10 protein-coding genes and 1 pseudogene are annotated in these 17,507 nt (G+C 70.7%); 5 read left to right on the top strand and 6 right to left on the bottom strand.

Going from position 1 to position 17,507, the window contains the following annotated elements; genetic code table 11:
* Positions 1 to 7: 7 nt before the first annotated feature.
* A pseudogene (locus RV983_RS08010) lies at positions 8 to 112 on the bottom strand (YciI family protein); the annotation flags it as partial.
* 550 nt (positions 113 to 662) lie between these two features.
* On the opposite strand from RV983_RS08010, the gene RV983_RS08005 reads away from it, so the two are divergent.
* A complete protein-coding gene (locus RV983_RS08005; RefSeq protein ID WP_475985086.1) occupies positions 663 to 2,081 on the top strand; it encodes an OFA family MFS transporter in 1,419 nt (472 codons plus the stop codon).
* Positions 2,082 to 2,288: 207 nt separating this feature from the next.
* On the opposite strand, the gene RV983_RS08000 is transcribed toward RV983_RS08005, so the two are convergent.
* The 3 genes from RV983_RS08000 to RV983_RS07990 form a co-directional block, all read right to left on the bottom strand.
* The gene (locus RV983_RS08000; RefSeq protein WP_475985085.1) at positions 2,289 to 2,984 is read right to left on the bottom strand and encodes a GntR family transcriptional regulator; all 696 of its coding nucleotides are present in this window, start codon (positions 2,982 to 2,984) and stop codon (positions 2,289 to 2,291) included.
* Positions 2,985 to 3,176: 192 nt separating this feature from the next.
* Entirely contained in the window at positions 3,177 to 4,655 is a 1,479-nt protein-coding gene (pntB, locus tag RV983_RS07995) for a Re/Si-specific NAD(P)(+) transhydrogenase subunit beta (protein WP_475985084.1), read from the bottom strand.
* Positions 4,656 to 4,661: 6 nt separating this feature from the next.
* Entirely contained in the window at positions 4,662 to 6,209 is a 1,548-nt protein-coding gene (locus tag RV983_RS07990; protein ID WP_475985083.1) for a Re/Si-specific NAD(P)(+) transhydrogenase subunit alpha, read from the bottom strand.
* Between the two features lie 413 nt (positions 6,210 to 6,622).
* Here RV983_RS07990 and RV983_RS07985 point away from each other — a divergent pair, with 413 nt between their 5' ends.
* Together RV983_RS07985 and RV983_RS07980 are read left to right on the top strand one after the other, a co-directional pair.
* Positions 6,623 to 7,636 carry a 2-dehydropantoate 2-reductase gene (locus RV983_RS07985; RefSeq protein ID WP_475985082.1) on the top strand — a complete coding sequence of 338 codons (1,014 nt, stop codon included), beginning with the start codon at positions 6,623 to 6,625 and terminating at the stop codon, positions 7,634 to 7,636.
* 232 nt (positions 7,637 to 7,868) lie between these two features.
* Positions 7,869 to 8,801, top strand: coding sequence for a LysR family transcriptional regulator (locus RV983_RS07980; protein ID WP_475985081.1), 933 nt, complete (start codon positions 7,869 to 7,871; stop codon positions 8,799 to 8,801).
* Here RV983_RS07980 and RV983_RS07975 read toward each other — a convergent pair.
* On the bottom strand, positions 8,794 to 10,422 hold the full coding sequence (locus RV983_RS07975) for a FadD7 family fatty acid--CoA ligase (protein WP_475985080.1): 1,629 nt from the start codon (positions 10,420 to 10,422) through the stop codon (positions 8,794 to 8,796). The two genes, RV983_RS07980 and RV983_RS07975, sit on opposite strands and share 8 nt — an antisense overlap.
* A 323-nt stretch (positions 10,423 to 10,745) precedes the next feature.
* On the opposite strand from RV983_RS07975, the gene oxc reads away from it, so the two are divergent.
* Entirely contained in the window at positions 10,746 to 12,497 is a 1,752-nt protein-coding gene (gene oxc / locus RV983_RS07970) for an oxalyl-CoA decarboxylase (RefSeq protein ID WP_475985079.1), read from the top strand.
* 77 nt (positions 12,498 to 12,574) lie between these two features.
* Positions 12,575 to 13,831, top strand: coding sequence for a formyl-CoA transferase (gene frc, locus RV983_RS07965; protein WP_475985078.1), 1,257 nt, complete (start codon positions 12,575 to 12,577; stop codon positions 13,829 to 13,831).
* A 97-nt stretch (positions 13,832 to 13,928) separates the two neighbouring features.
* On the opposite strand, the gene RV983_RS07960 is transcribed toward frc, so the two are convergent.
* Positions 13,929 to 17,111, bottom strand: coding sequence for a DNRLRE domain-containing protein (locus RV983_RS07960; RefSeq protein ID WP_475985077.1), 3,183 nt, complete (start codon positions 17,109 to 17,111; stop codon positions 13,929 to 13,931).
* Positions 17,112 to 17,507: the final 396 nt, after the last annotated feature.

The raw sequence follows: 17,507 nt of genomic DNA, 5'->3' as shown, positions 1-17,507 counted from the left end.
CACACCCGATCTCCTTCGCGTACTGGTCCATGTAGGACCAGTGCTCCTCGATCAGTTCGTCGCGCAACGGCACGGAGCCGTGCCGGTCGCGGTGGTAGCAGAGAAACTCCATGCGCGGAGGGTCTCTTCCAGGGGCACCGGGTCGAGCGGGTTTTCCCCGCGCGGCCTGCCCGTAGCCCCTGAGCGGCCGTCAATTCGGCTTTCGGAGGCGGCCTTTGAAGCAGTCGGTGGCCGCGATGCCGTGATTGCGCAGGTCTGGCGGGTGAATTCCGCTGCCGTCGCGTGGCGTTGCCCGCGCAGGGACGGCAGCCGAAGGTAATGCGGTAGTCAATCTTCCCGACATCCCCTGGACACACGCTTCCGCGGATCCATACCGTATGCAATCTCCAGTATGTAATGCATCGCACAACGACCGGCTGACCAGCCACAACTCAGCCCCGGGCGCGGCTTTGTCGCGCGTCCGTGGGTTTCACAAATGTGCCACCGACCATGTGCTGCACGGACCGGGATGCCGCCCCGGACCTGAGCCGACGGACGGCGTACCACCGGCACGACCGCGTGCCGGCCGTGCCGCGGGGGCGGGAATCCGTACCGCCCCGCCGCACGAAGAGACAAGCCCAGGGAGCGCACGCCAGGTTCTTCTCACGCAAGGGAAGGCACACATGTCAGCAATACCTGAGGTGGCTCCCGCTCCCTATCGGGAGGTCACCGACGCGAACGGCCGCGTGTACCGGGTCGGGGAGACCGACCGGTCCATCCTGGGCAGGCCCCGGGCCTGGATGGTCTGGCTGCCGTGGTTCGCGATGATGGGTGTCAGCGTCTTCGAGTACGGCTACAGCTCCGCGGAGTCGACGCTGGAGAGCGCCCACGGGTGGACGCTCACGGAGGCGTTCTGGATCGCCAGCGTCTGGGCGGTCTTCCAGGCCGGGGTGGCCTTTCCCGCAGGGCGGCTGAGGGAGACGGGGGTCCTGCCGGCCAGGACGGCCATGCTCGCCGGCGCGCTGCTGTCCGGTCTCGGTCTCTCGGCCGTCGCCCACTTCGGCAACCCCGTCGTCGTGATCCTCGGCTACTCGGTGCTCGGCGGCACCGGAGCGGGTCTCGTGTACGCGACCTGCATCAACATGGTCGGCAAGTGGTACCCGGACAACAAGGGCGCCCGCACCGGGTTCGTCAACGGCGGCTTCGCCTACGGGACGTTGCCGTTCATCTTCGTCTTCAGCTACTGGTTCCACCCCGGGAACTTCAAGCTGGTGCTCGACCTGATCGCCGTGTTCATGGTCATCGTGGTGGGCGTGTGCGGCATGTTTTTCAAGGACCCGCCGAAGAGCTGGTGGCCGCAGGACGTGGACCCGCTGCACCGGGGCACCACCGAGGACTCCGCGCGTGTCGCGAAGCGGCTGGCCAAGAACCCGCCGGCGAAGGCCCAGTTCACCCCGATGCAGGCGATCAGGACCGGGCAGCTGCCGCTGATGTGGTTCGCGCTGGTGTGCATCGGCGGTGTGTCGCTGTTCGGCATCAACTTCCAGGTGCCGTTCGCCAAGAGCCTCGGCTTCGGGCCGCTGGTGGCCGCGTCGTCCGCGGGTGTGCTCGCCGTGGTCAACGGCGTCGGCCGGGCGGCGGTGGGCTGGCTGTCCGACACCCTGGGCCGCAAGCGGACGCTGACGCTGGTCCTGGTCGTCGCGGGCGTGGCGCAGTTCGGCGTCCTGTGGTCGGGCCAGGCCCACAACGAACCCCTCTTCCTGGTCTTCGCGTTCGTGAACGGCTTCGGCGGCGGCGCCTTCTACCCGCTGTTCGCCGCGCTCGTACCGGACTACTTCGGTGAGAACAACAACGCGCAGAACTACGGTCTGGTCTACAGCGCCAAGCTGTTCGGCGGCGTTTTCGGCGGCGGCCTGGCCGCCTCGGTGATCAGTGCCTGGGGCTACACCGGCGGCTACAGCCTGGCCGGAGGGATCGCCTTCCTGTCCGCGGCGATCACATTGTTCCTGCGCCAGCCGAGGCCCTCGCACGTGGAGCCTGCCGCCGTGCGGGAGGTGACGGGCCAGGTCCAGCCCTCGCCCGCCGAGGCGAGCAGCGGCTGAGCGATCCGGTACCGGAGGGGGCGCCCGCCCCGGCGCCCCCTCCCGCGAGACGTGCGCGGGCGAACGGAGCCCGGCCCGGTCCAGCGGCAGTTCCGCGCCGGGTCGTCCGCGTCACGGGAGCGGGGCCGGCCGGTGGGGTGCGCTCCCTGCTTCGTCCGGCCCCGCCCCATTTCCCCCGGCCGTACGGGGAGATGGGGCGGTCGTCCGTCATCCCTTCCGGGCGCCGGCGGCGGCGATCTGCCGGCCGTAGAAGTCGGTGGTGCGCTGCGTGTGGCAGCGCATCAGTTCCTCGGCCCGTTCCGCGTCGCCCTCGGCGATGGCGTCGATGAGGGAGGCGTGCTCGTTCCAGGCTTCCTTGCCGCGGGGCTTGGCGATGGGCATGTAGTACCAGCGCACCCGCCGGTCGACCTGGGGGATCAGTTCAGCCAGCACCTTGTTGCGGGACAGCTCGGTGATGAAGCCGTGGAGGGCGGCGTTGGCCTCGACGATGCCCCGCGCGTCGTCCGCCGCCAGGGCCGCGATCCCGGTCTCCTGGAGTTCCCACAGCCGGGCCACGTCCTGCTCGGTCGCGTGCAGCGCGGCCCCGTGGGCGGAGTAGGTCTCGAGGACGGCGCGGACGCTGAGGAGTTGGGCGGCTTCTTCTTCTGTGGGGGCGTGGACGAAGGCGCCTTGGGCGGGTCGGAGGTCGACCCAGCCGTCGGTCTGGAGGCGTTGGAGGGCTTCGCGTACGGGTTGGCGGCTGACGCCGAGGTGTTCGGCGAGTTCGGCTTCGACCAGGTGCTGGCCGGGGGTGAGGGTGCCGTTGATGATGAGTTCGATCAGCGCGTCGTAGACGGCCTGGCGCAGCGGCGCCGGCCGGTTGATCCGGACGGTGGCGGCTGCGGCGGTGCGTGTGTCGCGCATGGGCCCCCTCATCGGACTGCGGTTGGTGACGGAGCCAGGATACAGGTTTTAGTATGCAATCTACGTGGAGTCTTGTACAAGGCTTCGTCAGCGAACGTCAGTTGATGTGCCGTCAGGCCGGGCGCGGCAATGCGGGCGGGGCGGGAGGCCGAAGCCTTCCCGCCCCGCCCGCACCGCCGTGCGCGGCGCCCGTCAGGCGTGCGTGGGCTGCTGGGCCGTACGGGGGCCGCCCGGCCGCGACGCCGCGGACCCGGGGTCCGGCGCGCTCAGCGCGCGCAGGATGTTCTCCACGCTCTGCTTCGCGTCCCCGAAGAGCATGCGGCTGTTCTCGCGGAAGAACAGCGGGTTCTGCACGCCCGCGTACCCCGAGGACATGGACCGCTTGAAGATGATGACGTTCTCCGCCCCCCAGACCCGCAGCACCGGCATGCCGGCGATGGGGCTGGACGGGTCGTCCTGCGCCGCCGGGTTCACCGTGTCGTTGGCGCCGATGACCAGCACCACCGAGGTGTCGGTGAAGTCGTCGTTGATCTCGTCCATCTCCAGCACGACGTCATAGGGCACCTTGGCCTCGGCCAGCAGCACGTTCATGTGCCCGGGAAGCCGGCCGGCCACCGGGTGCACGCCGAACCGCACCTTCACCCCGCGCTCGCGCAGCGCCTGGGTCAGCTCGGCCACCGGGTGCTGGGCCTGCGCCACCGCCATCCCGTAGCCCGGGGTGATGATCACCGAGGTGGCGTTCTCCAGCAGCTCGGCGGTCTCCTCGGCGCTGGTCTCGCGGTGCTCGCCCTGCTCGGCGTCGCCGCTCGGCGCCGCCTCGATGCCGAATCCGCCGGCGATCACCGAGATGAAGGACCGGTTCATCGCCTTGCACATGACGTACGACAGATAGGCGCCGGAGGAGCCCACCAGCGCGCCGGTGACGATCAGCAGGTTGTTGTTGAGCAGGAAGCCCGCTGCCGCTGCCGCCCATCCCGAGTAGCTGTTGAGCATCGAGACGACGACGGGCATGTCGCCGCCGCCGATCGAGGCGACCAGGTGCCAGCCCAGTGCGAGCGCCAGGACGGTGACGGCGATCATCAGCCCCAGGCTCGGGGTCACCGCGAACCAGACCGTCAGTGCCACGAAGGCGGCCAGCGCGCCGAGATTCAGGGCGTTCTTCCCCGGCAGCGTCAGCGGACGGGACTTGATGCGGGCCGACAGCTTGAGGAACGCGATGATCGAGCCGGTGAAGGTCACCGCGCCGATGAAGATGCCGATGAACACCTCGGCGTGGTGGATGCGCAGCAGGTCGGCGGCGATCCGGGTCTGCTCCGCGCCGTGCGCCTCGACCTCCAGGTAGCTGTTCCAGCCGACCAGCACCGCGGCCAGGCCGACGAGGCTGTGCAGGACGGCGATGAGCTCCGGCATCTGGGTCATCTCGACCTTGCGGGCCCGCCACAGGCCCACGGCGCCGCCGACGGCCGTGGCGGCCACGATCAGCAGGACGGTGCCGGTCGAGATGTCCCGTGCGGCGACGACGACGGTGGCGACGAGCGCCAGCGCCATGCCGCCGATGCCGTAGGCCACTCCGGCGCGGGAGGTGCGGTGCTGGGAGAGCCCCGCCAGGCTGAAGATGAACAGCAGCGCGGCGACGATGTCGGCGGCCTGTGCGGCCGTGGTTGCGGTCATCGATCCTCAGCCTTTCGAGAACATGCCGAGCATGCGGCGGGTGACGGCGAATCCTCCGAAGATGTTCACGGTGGTCAGCGTGATCGCCACGAGCGAGAGCACGGCGACGAGCACCCCGTCGTGGCCGATCTGCAGGAGCGCGCCGACCACCACGATTCCGGAGATCGCGTTGGTGACGGACATCAGCGGGGTGTGCAGGGCGTGGTGGACCTTGCCGATGACGTAGTAGCCGATGACCACCGCGAGCGCGAACACCGTGAAGTTGCCGATGAGCTGGGCGGGGGAGAAGGCGACGAGGAGGAACATCGCGACCATGCAGAGGCCGACGAGTCCGTAGCGGACGGCGGGCGTCAGGCGGGGCGCCCTGGCCTGCGGGGCCGTCGCGGCGGGGGCCGCGGCGGCCGGCTGCGCGGGCACGGCCGACACCTGCACGGGCGGCGGCGGCCAGGTCTTCTCGCCGTCGCGCACCACGGTCACCGACCGCTGGACGACGTCGTCGAAGTCCAGCGTCAGCCGCCCGTCCTTGCCGGGCGTCAGGAGCCTGAGCAGGTTGACGAGGTTGGTCCCGTACAACTGAGAGGCCTGGGCGGGCAGCCGGCCGGCGAGGTCGGTGTAGCCGATGATCGTCACGTCGTTGTCGGTGACGATCGCCTTGCCGCTGACCGTGCCCTCGACATTGCCGCCCTGCGCCGCGGCCATGTCCACGATGACGCTGCCGGGCTTCATGGACGCCACGTCCGCGGCCGTGATCAGCCGGGGCGCCGGGCGGCCGGGGATCAGCGCGGTGGTGATGACGATGTCGACATCGGCGGCCTGCTCGCTGTAGATCTCGGCCGCGCGCCGGTCGTACGCCTCGGACGTCGCCTTGGCGTACCCGTCGCCGCTCGCCTGCTGCTCGACCTCGACGGCGAGGAACTCCCCGCCCAGCGAGCGCACTTGGTCGGCGACCTCGGCCCGCGGGTCGGTGGCCCTGACGACCGCGCCCAGGCTGCCTGCCGCGCCGATCGCCGCGAGGCCGGCCACCCCCGCGCCGGCCACGAGGACCTTCGCGGGCGGCACCTTGCCCGCCGCGGTGACCTGACCGGTGAAGAAGCGCCCGAAGACGTGGGCGGCCTCGATCACCGCCCGGTACCCGGCGATGTTGGCCATCGAGCTGAGGACGTCCATCGACTGGGCCCGCGAGATGCGCGGCACCGCGTCCATCGACAGGACGGTGACCGGCCGCCGGGCGAGCTCGTCCAGCAGCCCGGGGTTGACGGCGGGACCGATCAGCCCGACGAGGGTCGCCCCGTCGCGCAGCTTGGCTATCTCCTCCTGCGAGGGCGCGTTGACCTTCAGGACGACGTCCGCCCGCCAGGCGTCGCCGATCCGTGCGCCGGCCCCGGTGTAGGCGTCGTCGGAGAAGCCCGAGGCCGATCCGGCCTCCGACTCCACGACGACCTCGTACCCGAGGCCCAGGAGCTTGCGGACACTGTCCGGTGTGGCCGCCACGCGGGTCTCCCCGGCGGTGGACTCGGTGACGACACCGATCTGCTGTGGTGGTGAATCCGACATCGCTCTCCTGTTCCGTCCCTTCCGACTGACATACCGCTGCCGTCGTCAGCTGTGCCGTCGGCCGTCTCGCGCTTGCCTTGGCCGACCGCCCTGACGTGGGCCTTCACCACGAGCCGCCGGCGGACGTGCCCAGCGGTGCGTTTTTTTGCGACGGTGTGCCGGTTGCGACGCGCGGTGGCGCGCGGCACAGCGTGTGCGGCGAAGGTTTCCCCCGCTGAGTGCCCGGCCAACCAGCCGGGGGTGTGAGTTGTGCCGCCTTGTGGGGCGTTGGAGCCCGCCCGGCCCTGTGCCGGACCGCGATGGGGCCCGGCGCCGCCCGGCGTTGGAGCGTGCGCCTTTCCGTGAAGGGACTGTACATCGCGAGACAGCACTGCATACAGTATTCATTCCCGCTCGAATCGAGAGGAGCCGCCGTGAGAATTGCAGTCCTCGGAGCCGGTGCGATCGGCGCCTACTGGGGCGCGGCACTGCACCGTGGTGGCGCCGATGTCCATCTGATCGCCCGGGGTGAGCATCTGCGGGCCATACGTGCGGACGGAGTCCGGGTGCTCAGTCCGCGAGGCGACTTCGTGGCGCGGCCCGACGCCACGGACGACCCGGGCGAGATCGGCCCTGTGGACTACGTCTTCCTGGGCCTGAAGGCACATGCCTACCCGACCTCCGGATCACTGGTCGCCCCCCTGTTCGGTGAGCACACCGCGGTGGTGGCCGCTCAGAACGGCATCCCGTGGTGGTACTTCCACCAACTCCCCGGTCCCTACGAAGGGCGGCGGATCGAGTCGGTCGACCCGGGCGGCGCCACCAGCGCCGTACTGCCTCCGGAGCGCGCGATCGGCTGCGTGGTCTACCCCGCCACGGTCATCGAGGCCCCCGGTGTCATCCGGCACCTGGAGGGCACCCGCTTCTCCATCGGCGAGCCGGGGGGCGGGGTCTCCGACCGGTGCACGGCCCTGAGCGAGGCCATGATCGCGGGCGGACTGAAGGCCCCGGTGGAGCCGAACCTGCGCGACGACATCTGGATCAAGCTGATGGGCAACGTCGCGTTCAACCCGATCAGCGCGCTGACCCGGGCGACGATGGTCGAGATCTGCCGCCACCCGCACACCCGGCGGCTGGTCGTCCAACTCATGGAGGAGACCCTCGACATCGCGGCCAGGGTCGGCAGCACCCCGGACATCTCGATCGAGAAGCGGCTGCGCGGCGCGGAAGGCGTCGGACACCACAAGACCTCGATGCTCCAGGACCTGGAGGCCGGCAAGCAGCTGGAACTCGACGCCATCGTGACGGCGGTGGTGGAGATGGCCGACATCTGCGGCGCCGAGGCACCCGCCCTGCGCACGGTCCACGCCGCCACCGACCTGCTGGCGCAACGGGCCGCCGCGGGCTGGGAGATCGACGACACCGCCCAGAAGACGGCGCCCGCGTAGCCCGATTCCGCATACGGACGAGGATCGGCGCATTGGGTGCAGCCTCAGGACCCCGGCGCGACCGCGCCGGGGTCCTGAGGCCGCACCGGGGGCGGACGGGCGCGCGTGAGGGCCGCGACACCGCGCTCGGTAAGCTGACGGGCCACACCGCAACCAGCGGTACCACTGACGGCCTTGCGACTCCAGCAGGAAGCGCCGGCGCGGCCACGGCCCCAGCAGAAAGGAGTCGTTCATGCTGTTCCGTCAGCTGGAGTACTTCGTGGCGGTGGCCAGGGAGAGGCACTTCGCGCGGGCGGCGGAGTCCTGCTACGTGTCCCAGCCCGCGCTCTCGGCGGCGATCGCCAAGCTCGAACGGGAACTGAACGTCACGCTGATCAACCGCGGCCACAACTACCAGGGCCTCACGCCTGAGGGCGAACGCCTCGTCGTGTGGGCCAAGCGGATCCTGGCCGAGCAGGAGGCCTTCAAGGCCGAGGTGGCGGCCGTCCAGTCCGGCATCACCGGCACCCTGCGGCTGGGCACGGAACCCACGGCGTCGACGACCCTCGTGCTCCCCGTCGCCGCGTTCTGCGCGGCGCACCCGCTGGCCAAGGTGCAGGTCCGCTCCCGGCTGTCGACCACGGAGCTGCACCGCCAGCTGCTCGCCTTCGAACTCGACGCCGCGATAGCCCACTTCGCTCCCCACGACCGGGAGAACCTCCAGGTGATGTCGCTGTACGAGGAGCGGTACATGCTCCTCGCGCCCAGCGATCAGCTGCTGTCCCCGGCCGACACGATGCGCTGGGCGGACGCGGCCCAGATGCCGCTCGCCCTGCTGACCCCCGACATGAGGATCCGCCAGGTCATCGACAGCGCCTTCGCGGACAGCGGGGTCGCGGTGACCCCCCAGGTGGAGACCGACTCGGTCGCGGCCCTCTACGCCAGCGTGGGCGCCGGCGCGTGCGCGAGCATCGTGCCGCACACCTGGCTGCGGGCGATGCCGCCGCTCGGCAGGATGAGGGCCGTCCGCCTGGTCGAGCCGGACGCCAGGGCGCAGGTGTCGGTCGCGATCCACGCCGCGACCCCCGGCTCGGTCGCGGCCCGGGCGTTCATGACCGCCGCGGCGGGCCTGTCGCTGGACGAGTTCTTCGACGAGCCGCTGCCGGCCGAGCACCGCGTCAGGTGAGTCCGGGCCCGCGGGGCCGGTCCGCGTACAGGGCGTGCACCGCCGCCCGGTCGAGCCCGCCCTTGGCGGTGTGCGGGAGCGCGGCGACGACGTCGAGCCGGTCGGGCACCTCGAAGGCCGCCAGCCGGGTGCGGCAGTACCGCAGGATCTCCTCGGGCCCGGCGCTCTCGCCCCGCGACAGGACCACGGCCGCGCCGACGCGCTGACCGTACGTCGCGTCGGGCACGGCGAACACGGCGGCCTCGGCGACCCCCGGACAGCCGGCCAGGACGTCCTCGACGTGCTCGGGCGAGATCTTCTCGCCCCCGCGGTTGATCAGGTTCTTGATACGCCCGGTGAGGAAGAGGTAGCCGTCCTCGTCCAGGGTGCCGAGGTCGCCCGTACGGAGCCATCCGTCGCCGAAACCGCGCTGCGTCCCGGCCGGGTCGGCGAGGTAGCCGCGGGCGACGCCGGCACCGCGCACCCACACCTCGCCCTCGGCGCCGGCAGGGCAGGGGCGCCCGCCGGGGCCCACGACCCGCAGCTCCACCCCGGTCGGCCGGCCGACCGAACCGTGCTTCAACGGCCCGTGTTGCGGCAGCGGTTCGCTGGCCGCCTGGTGCGTGGACTCCGTCATCCCGTAGGCCGACAGCAGCGGCGCACCCAGTGCGCGCTCCAGCGCCCGCTGGGTGGCCGCGTTCAGGGGCGCGCTGCAACTGCGCACGAACTTCAGCGGCGGGCTGTGCGGCCGTGACCGGGGGTCCGGGTGGTCGATCGCCGACCGGTCGAGGAGGATCTCGTGGATGGTGGGGACCGCGGTGAACCACGTGGCGCCCACCGCCCGCATGTCGTCCCAGAACGTGTGCGCCGAGAACCGGCCGCGCGCGGGCAGCAGCACACAGCCGCCGCTCGCCAGGGAGGCCAGGAGCGCGGCGAGCAGCCCGTGGCCGTGGAAGAACGGCATCACGGCGACGGTCGCGTCGCCGGGCCCCAGTTCGTAGGTGGCGCAGATGTTCCGCACGGAGGCGGCCACGTTGGCGTGCGTCAGCGGAACCATCTTGGCCCGGTCGCTGGTTCCCGCAGTGAACAGGACCAGGGCGTCGTCGGCGATGAGCTCGCGGGCCGCGCCCCGGGCGGCCGCCGGGTCGGGCGCGCCGGCGTCGAGCGCGGCCGACGCCGTACCGGCACGGGACACCGCCACCCGCAACGTCCAGGCCGGGACGGGGACGTGCGCGACCGGCGCGGGCTCGCCCGCGGACGGGCCGACGAGCAGCGCCCGCACCCCGAGCGCCTCAAGACGGGCGGAGACCTCGGACCCGGGCAGAGCGGGGTCCACGGGCGCGACCACCAGCCCCGCACGCGCCCCGCCCAGGAGCGCCACGACGAACTCGACGGTGTTGGCGCACACCAGGCCGACCACGTCCCCGCGGCGCAGCCCCGTACGACCGAGCCGGGCGGCCACGTCGTCGGCCAGCGCGGCGAGCGCGCCGTACGACAGCTCCACCCGGTCCCCGGTGACGACCAGCGCACGGGCGCGGGGGCGATCGCGGACCTGGCGTTCCAGGAGACCGCCGAGGCCGGTGACCGTCGGCGGCCGGTACCGGTTCGGGTCGCGCACGGATGCTGCGGCCGGAACGGTCATGACCGCACCTCCTTGGCGCCGGGTCCGTTGAGCCAGGTCTGTCGGGCGTCTGCCGGGCGTCCGCCGAGCCAGGTCCGATGAGCCTGGTCCGGTGAGCCGTCTCCCCAGCGAGACTGGGCGGGGCGCCCGGTGCGCGTCCAATACGCGCTGGTGAACGGTCGATAGCGGACGTCTATCAAGGGTGCTCCGGACCCCCGCGGCATGCGTTGATAGACGCCGCTTATGGGCTGGTCGCCGATAGGTCTTGGACGTGGGCAGGCGCGCTGCGGATGGTGAGACGAGCAGCCGCACAGGCATGACCTGCCCAAGGAGGACCTCGGACCATGACCGCCCCCTCACCACTGGAGACCGTGGCGACCGCCGACGTTCCGGCCGAGCTCACCGACGGGTACCACCTGGTCGTCGACGCGCTCAAGGCGAACGATGTCGACACCATCTACGGGGTGGTCGGCATCCCGATCACCGACCTGGCCCGCCTCGCCCAGGCGCAGGGCATCCGCTACATCGGCTTCCGCCACGAGAGCAACGCGGGACACGCGGCGGCGGCGGCCGGCTACCTGACGAAGAAGCCGGGCGTGTGCCTGACGGTGTCCGCGCCGGGCTTCCTCAACGGGCTGGTCGCGCTGGCGAACGCCACCACCAACTGCTTCCCCATGGTGCAGATCTCCGGCTCCAGCGAGCGCCACCTCGTCGACCTCAAGCAGGGCGACTACGAGGAGATGGACCAGCTCGCCGCCGCCCAGCAGTTCTGCAAGGCCGCCTACCGCGTGAGCCGGGTCGAGGACATCGGCCGAGGCATCGCCCGCGCGTTGCGCACCGCGATCTCCGGGCGCCCCGGCGGTGTCTATCTCGACATCCCCGCCGCGGTGCTCGGCTCCATCATGAACGCCGACGAGGGCGCGCGGACGATCAGCCGTCTCGTCGACCCCGCGCCGCGCCAGATCCCCGCGCCCGAGGCCGTCGACCGCGCCATCGAGCTGCTGGCCGGCGCGCAGCGCCCGCTGGTGGTCCTCGGCAAGGGCGCCGCGTACGCGCAGGCGGACGAGCAGGTACGGGAGTTCGTCGAGTCCACCGGCATCCCCTACGTGCCGATGTCGATGGCCAAGGGCCTGCTGCCCGACGACCACCCGCAGTCGGCCGCCACCGCCCGTTCGCTGGCGCTGAAGAAGGCCGACGTCGTGATGCTGGTGGGCGCCCGCCTCAACTGGCTGCTGGGCCACGGCGAGGCACCGCAGTGGAACCCCGACGCGAAGTTCATCCAGGTGGACATCGAGCCCAGGGAGATGGACAGCAACCAGCCCATCGCCGCCCCGCTCGTCGGTGACATCGAGTCGGTACTCGAAGCACTCGCCGAGCGGACCAAGCCCGGTCAGATCGCCGCCCCCGCCGCCTGGCGCGAGGAGCTGGCGGCGCGCTCCGCGCAGAACGTCGCCAAGATGGCCGAGCGCCTGAAGGCCGACCCGCACCCGATGCAGTTCATGGGCGCGCTGAAGGCGGTGCGCGACGTCGTGCGCGAGCGCCCGGAGACGTACATCGTCAACGAGGGCGCCAACGCCCTGGACATCGCGCGGAACGTCATCGACATGCACGTGCCGCGGCACCGCCTGGACAGCGGCACCTGGGGCGTCATGGGCATCGGCATGGGCTACGCGATCGCCGCCGCCGTCGAGAGCGGCGCGCCGGTCGTGGCCGTCGAGGGCGACAGCGCCTTCGGGTTCAGCGGCATGGAGCTGGAGACGATCTGCCGCTACAAGCTGCCCGTGGTCACCGTGATCATGAACAACGGCGGCGTCTACCGCGGCGACGACGTCAATCCGCTGGACGACGCCCCGTCCCCGACGACCCTGATGTCCGCGGCCCGCCACGAGCTGATGATCGAGGCGTTCGGCGGCAAGGGCTACCGCGCGACGACCCCCGCCGAGGTCACCGCCGCCCTCACCGAGGCGCTGGCCTCGGGCGGCCCGGCCCTCATCGACTGCGTGATCGACCCCTCGGCAGGCACCGAGAGCGGCCACATCTCGCACCTCAACCCGAAGGGCATCACCGTCGGCAACATCGTGCCGGCGAAGAAGTGACCGCCCGCACCCCCGCGTCACCCCGCATCCGCACAGCCCCCTCCCGCACCGCGCACATTCACCAGAAGGAAGCCACCATGAGTGACAAGCCGCTCGCCGGAATCAAGGTGATCGACTTCACCGGGGTCCAGGCCGGTCCCGCGTGCACCCAGATGCTCGCCTGGTTCGGCGCCGACGTCATCAAGGTCGAGCGCCCCCAGGGCGGCGACGTGACCCGCAACCAGCTCCGGGACATCGCCGACCTCGACGCGCTCTACTTCACGATGCTCAACAGCAACAAGCGCTCGCTGGCCATCAACACCAAGACCCCCGCGGGCAAGGAGGTCATGGAGAAGCTGATCCGCGAGGCGGACATCCTGGTCGAGAACTTCGCCCCGGGCGCCATGGACCGGATGGGCCTCGGGTGGGACCACATCCACCAGCTCAACCCGCGCCTGATCTTCGGTTCGGTCAAGGGCTTCAACGACGACTCCTCGTGGAACGACCTCAAGGTCTACGAGAACGTCGCTCAGGCCGCCGGCGGCGCCGCGTCCACCACGGGCTTCTGGGACGGCCCGCCGACCATCAGCGGATCGGCCCTCGGCGACAGCAACACCGGCATGCACCTGATGATCGGCCTGCTGACCGCGATCATCCAGCGCAACGAGACCGGCCTGGGCCAGAAGGTGTCGGTGTCCATGCAGGACGCCGTCCTCAACCTCACCCGGGTCAAGCTCCGCGACCAGCAGCGCCTGGAGAAGGTCGGCTACCTGGAGGAGTACCCGCAGTACCCGAACGGCGAGTTCGGCGACACGGTGCCGCGCGGCGGCAACGCGGGCGGCGGCGGCCAGCCCGGCTGGATCCTGAAGTGCAAGGGCTGGGAGACCGACCCCAACGCCTACATCTACTTCACCATCCAGGAGCAGAACTGGAAGCGGACCGCCGAGGCCATCGGCCGGCCCGAGTGGGTCGAGGACGCCGAGTACACGACCGCCAAGGCGCGCCAGTCGCACATCTTCGAGATCTTCGCGGAGATCGAGAAGTGGCTGGCCGACAAGACCAAGTACGAGGCCGTCGACATCCTGCGCACGTGGGAGGTGCCCTGCGCGCCCGTCCTCAGCATGAAGGAGCTCGCCGAGGACCCCGACATGCGCAAGAGCGGCACGATCGTCGAGGTCGAGCAGAAAGAGCGCGGCACCTACCTGACCGTGGGCAGCCCGATCAAGTTCTCCGGTTTCAAGCCCGAGATCATCGGCGCCCCGCTGCTGGGCGAGCACACCGACGAGGTGCTGGCGGACCTCGGCTACGACGCGGACGCGATCCGCGCGCTGCACGAGGGCAACGTCGTCGTCTGACCCGCCGCAGCGGACACGGGTGCCCCGCACGCGAATCGCGTGCGGGGCACCCGTGTGTGCGGGCCCGTGAGGAACAGGCCGGGTCAGACGGGCCGGATCAACCGAAGACCAGCTTGTCGGTCCACCCGGACCCGATGACGGTCTTCACCGGTGCGTTCGTGTTGGTGGTGGACGGGTTGTAGATGGCCATGTGGCCGTCCGACGGGAACCGGGCCCAGATGTCCGGGATGCCGTCGTTGTTGATGTCCGGGATGCCGATCGCCGCGTCGACGTTGGCCTCGGTCCAGCTGGTGCCGAACGTGACGTCGCCGTTGAGCGAGTTGGCCGCCAGCATCAGGGAGTTGAGGTCGACACTGCCGGTGACGGATCCGGGCTTGCCGTGCCGGACGTACATGGTGCCGTTGTCCAGGTTGCGCCAGAGCAGGTCGGGCGTGCCGTCCTTGTTCATGTCGGCCAGGTTGACGATGTCGCGGCGGCCCCAGGCGTCGGGGTTCATCAAGGTCGCGGTCCGGAAGGTGGCGCCGCTGTAGCCGGAGAGCACCCAGAAGCCGATGTCGGTGCGCAGGACGAGGTCGGGCAGCTTGTCGCCGGTGATGTCGCCGATGGCCTTGAGCTGGGTCCAGGTGGACGGCGCGGGCGCGTTGGACGGGAGGCGGATCTTCATCCGCTGGTCGACATCGAACGAGCCGTAGCCGTCGCCCGGGTAGAGCCAGAATGTGCCGTCCGGGTTGACGGCGAAGAGGTCCGTGGTGCCGTCGCCCGGGTAGGCGTCCTGGTAGTGCGCGATCAGCGCGGCCTTGCCGGTCGTCGCGCTGTACCAGTGACCGGCCGGGGTCAGCACCGCCTTGCCGTCGGCGCCCATGCTGTACGAGGACGTCAGCTGGCCGTACAGCTCGCCGCCCGGCTGGCCCGGGTACGTCCGCAGGACGCCGGTGTTGTCGATGAGGAGCAGGTCAGGGGTGCCGTCGCCGCCCGTGTCGCCCGGGGCGTCGGCGTTGTCCTTCGGCGGGACGTAGGTCGTGTAGTCCGTCCGCGCGCTCGCGTTGCCGAGGCTGTCGTAGGCGTAGACCTGGAGTGTGTTGGGCCCGGCGTTCAGCGGCCGCAGGGCGGGGAGGGTGGCGACGCCATTGGCGTCGGCGTTGACCGAGATCGGGCTGACCCCGCCCCACGCGTAGGTGAACCTCGCGGCCCCCGGCGATTCGAAGGTGATCGGTCCGGTCAGGCCGAACTTCACTGTCGCCCACGTGGCGCCGTCCGAAGTGGCCCTGAGGAACACGTCGCTGGTGACACTGGGCTGCGACGGTCCGCTCGGGTCCACCGTGATGCGGCAGGGCTCGGTGCCCGGCGGGTAGTTGGTGGACGTCGCACCCGCCGAGTCCTTGCCCATGGCATCCCAGGAGAAGGTGGTGTTGGTGGTGATGTCCTTCAGCAGCGGATCGCTGGACGGGATGGTGTACGTGGCGGTGCCGCCGGAGGCGCCGATCGTGATTTCGGTACCGGCCGGGACCGTGCCGCCGGTCTTCCAGAACCGGAAGCGGACCTTGCTCATGTTGCTGTCGGGGTCCTTGGCGGTCACCGACAGGGTGATGTTGGTCTTGCCGACCGTCACGCCCGCGCCGGGGCCGGGCGTGCAGGGGCCGCCGGGCTTCGAGGAACCGCCGGTGGGCTCAGACGGGTTGCGGTTGTAGACGGCCTCGATGGTCGCGGAGGTCGCCTTGAACTTGCGCCAGGTCTGCGTGTCCGACTCGCTCGTCGCCCGCATGCCCAGGGTGACGGTCGAATCGCCCCTGTCGGTGGCGTACTGGGCGGCGTCCTTGACGTTGAAGGCCTCGTAGTCGTCCGGGCAGGAGGTCGACCAGCCGTGCGCGAAGGACTTGCGCTGGATCTCGTCGGACCAGCTCGGCTGCGCGTTCCAGGTCGTGCCGGACGAGATCGCGCCGGTGCGCCACAGCTGGAACTCGCGGTCCGTGCAGGACCAGGAGTGGTTGTTGAGCACCTTGAACGTCGCGCTGGTGATCGCCGCGCCCTTGATGGTCTTGTTCCAGTCCATGCGCCAGAAGGAGCGGGCGGTGCCACCGGTGTCGGACTCGTGGCCCACGCGGGCGTCGGAGGTGCCGGAGGAGAAGTTGGTGCCGTTGAAGAAGCTGGTGCTCGGGTACGGCTTGTAGGCCACCGTCCACGCGTCCCAGCCGGGGTTCAGCGGCGGGTCGACGAACAGCGGGTACGTGACGTCCTTGCGTGCCGCCAGCCCGGTTGCGGCGAAGCCGAGGCCGAGCCGGGCGGTGTGGGTGTCCTCGCCGTCCAGGGTGATCGGCAGCGGCGCGGACTGCGCGCCGGGTTCGATGCCGGTCAGGCCGGACAGCTTCAGCACGTCGGCCGGGCCGGCGACGGATGTACGGTTCGTGGTGCCCTCGGGCAGTTCGGGGTCACGGCCGCTGGAGTCCCACGCGAACGGCGTGGGGATCGAGCCGATCTCCTTGCCGGCGGTGTCCAGGACCTGGACCCGGTCGGCCTTGCGGTCCTGGCGGAACACGGCTGCGGCGGAGCGCAGGCCGTACGAGACGGTTTTGAGCGCTTCCTGCCGTGCGGCCTCGGGGGTCTTGACGATCAGGACCTGTGCCATTCCGCCCTCCTCGCGGGCGACGAGCAGCAGGTCGACGCCCGGGAGGACCTCGGAGTACAGGGCGCGCGGCCCGTCGAGGACCGGCTCGGGCAGCGCGCCCGGCCAGGTGTACGCGACGGCGTGGCCGTCCAGTTCGACCTCGGCGAGCACCGTCTCACCCGGTGTCCCGGTGCGGGCGAACGAGCGGTCGGCGCGCGTCTTCTCGGCGTTGCCGCTCGCGAAGCGGACGGGAACGGCCGGGTTCGCGGGTGCGATGCCAAGGCCTTGGGGGGCCTTGGCCGTTCGCTTCAGGGTGTTGTCGACCGGGGCCCACTCGCCCTCGGCGTTCCTCGCCCGGGTCGGTGTGGCCGTGATCCGGGTCTTGAAGCGGCCGTTGGGCAGTGCCCAGGTCAGTGTGGTGGCGTTGGTCGCCGTGTCGACGAGTACCTGCCGGTGCGTGCGCTGGGCCTGGGCCATCGCGGTGGCCTCGTCGCGCGGGCCGGTGGAGGCAGGGGTGGCGTCGGTGGTGCGGCCGCCGGTGGTGGTCGGGGAAGAGGCGCCCGGCTGCCCCCACGGCAGCAGGGCGGCGGTCAGGGCGGCCAGCACGAGGCCGAGGGTCAGGGACAGCCGGGTGCGCGTGCGCACGAATGGGCTGAGAAAACGAGGCGGCGCGGTCACGGCGGTCTACTCCCGTGGGAACCAGACGGATTGAGGACAGCACAGACAGCCCCGGTCGGCAGGCCGCGGGGCAGGAGGCGGGCACACGATCACACATGTGAAGCATTGACGTCCATGGGTGAAGTTTTTATGAACCCGTTACGTGGACGTGGATCTGGCTTGACCAGCTCTTAACCAAGTCCGGTTCAGGGCTTTTCTGGGCCCGCATTGGCGGTGATCACTGGATTTCCTCTCATCGTCCTGATGTGACGTCAGTGGAGCGGTTCGGCCTGTTGTGCCCCGTGTTGCAGATCACTTTCGCGGGCCTTTGACACCTCTCGTCGATCTTGCGTTTGTAGCTGGACATGACAGAGAGTGCGCACGCACACGTCTGAGCCAGGCGTGTGCCTTTTGGTG

The organism is Streptomyces sp. RLA123 (assembly GCF_056270165.1).
Note: the sequence above shows the minus strand (reverse complement) of the source record. Positions and strands in the feature narration are given on the sequence as shown.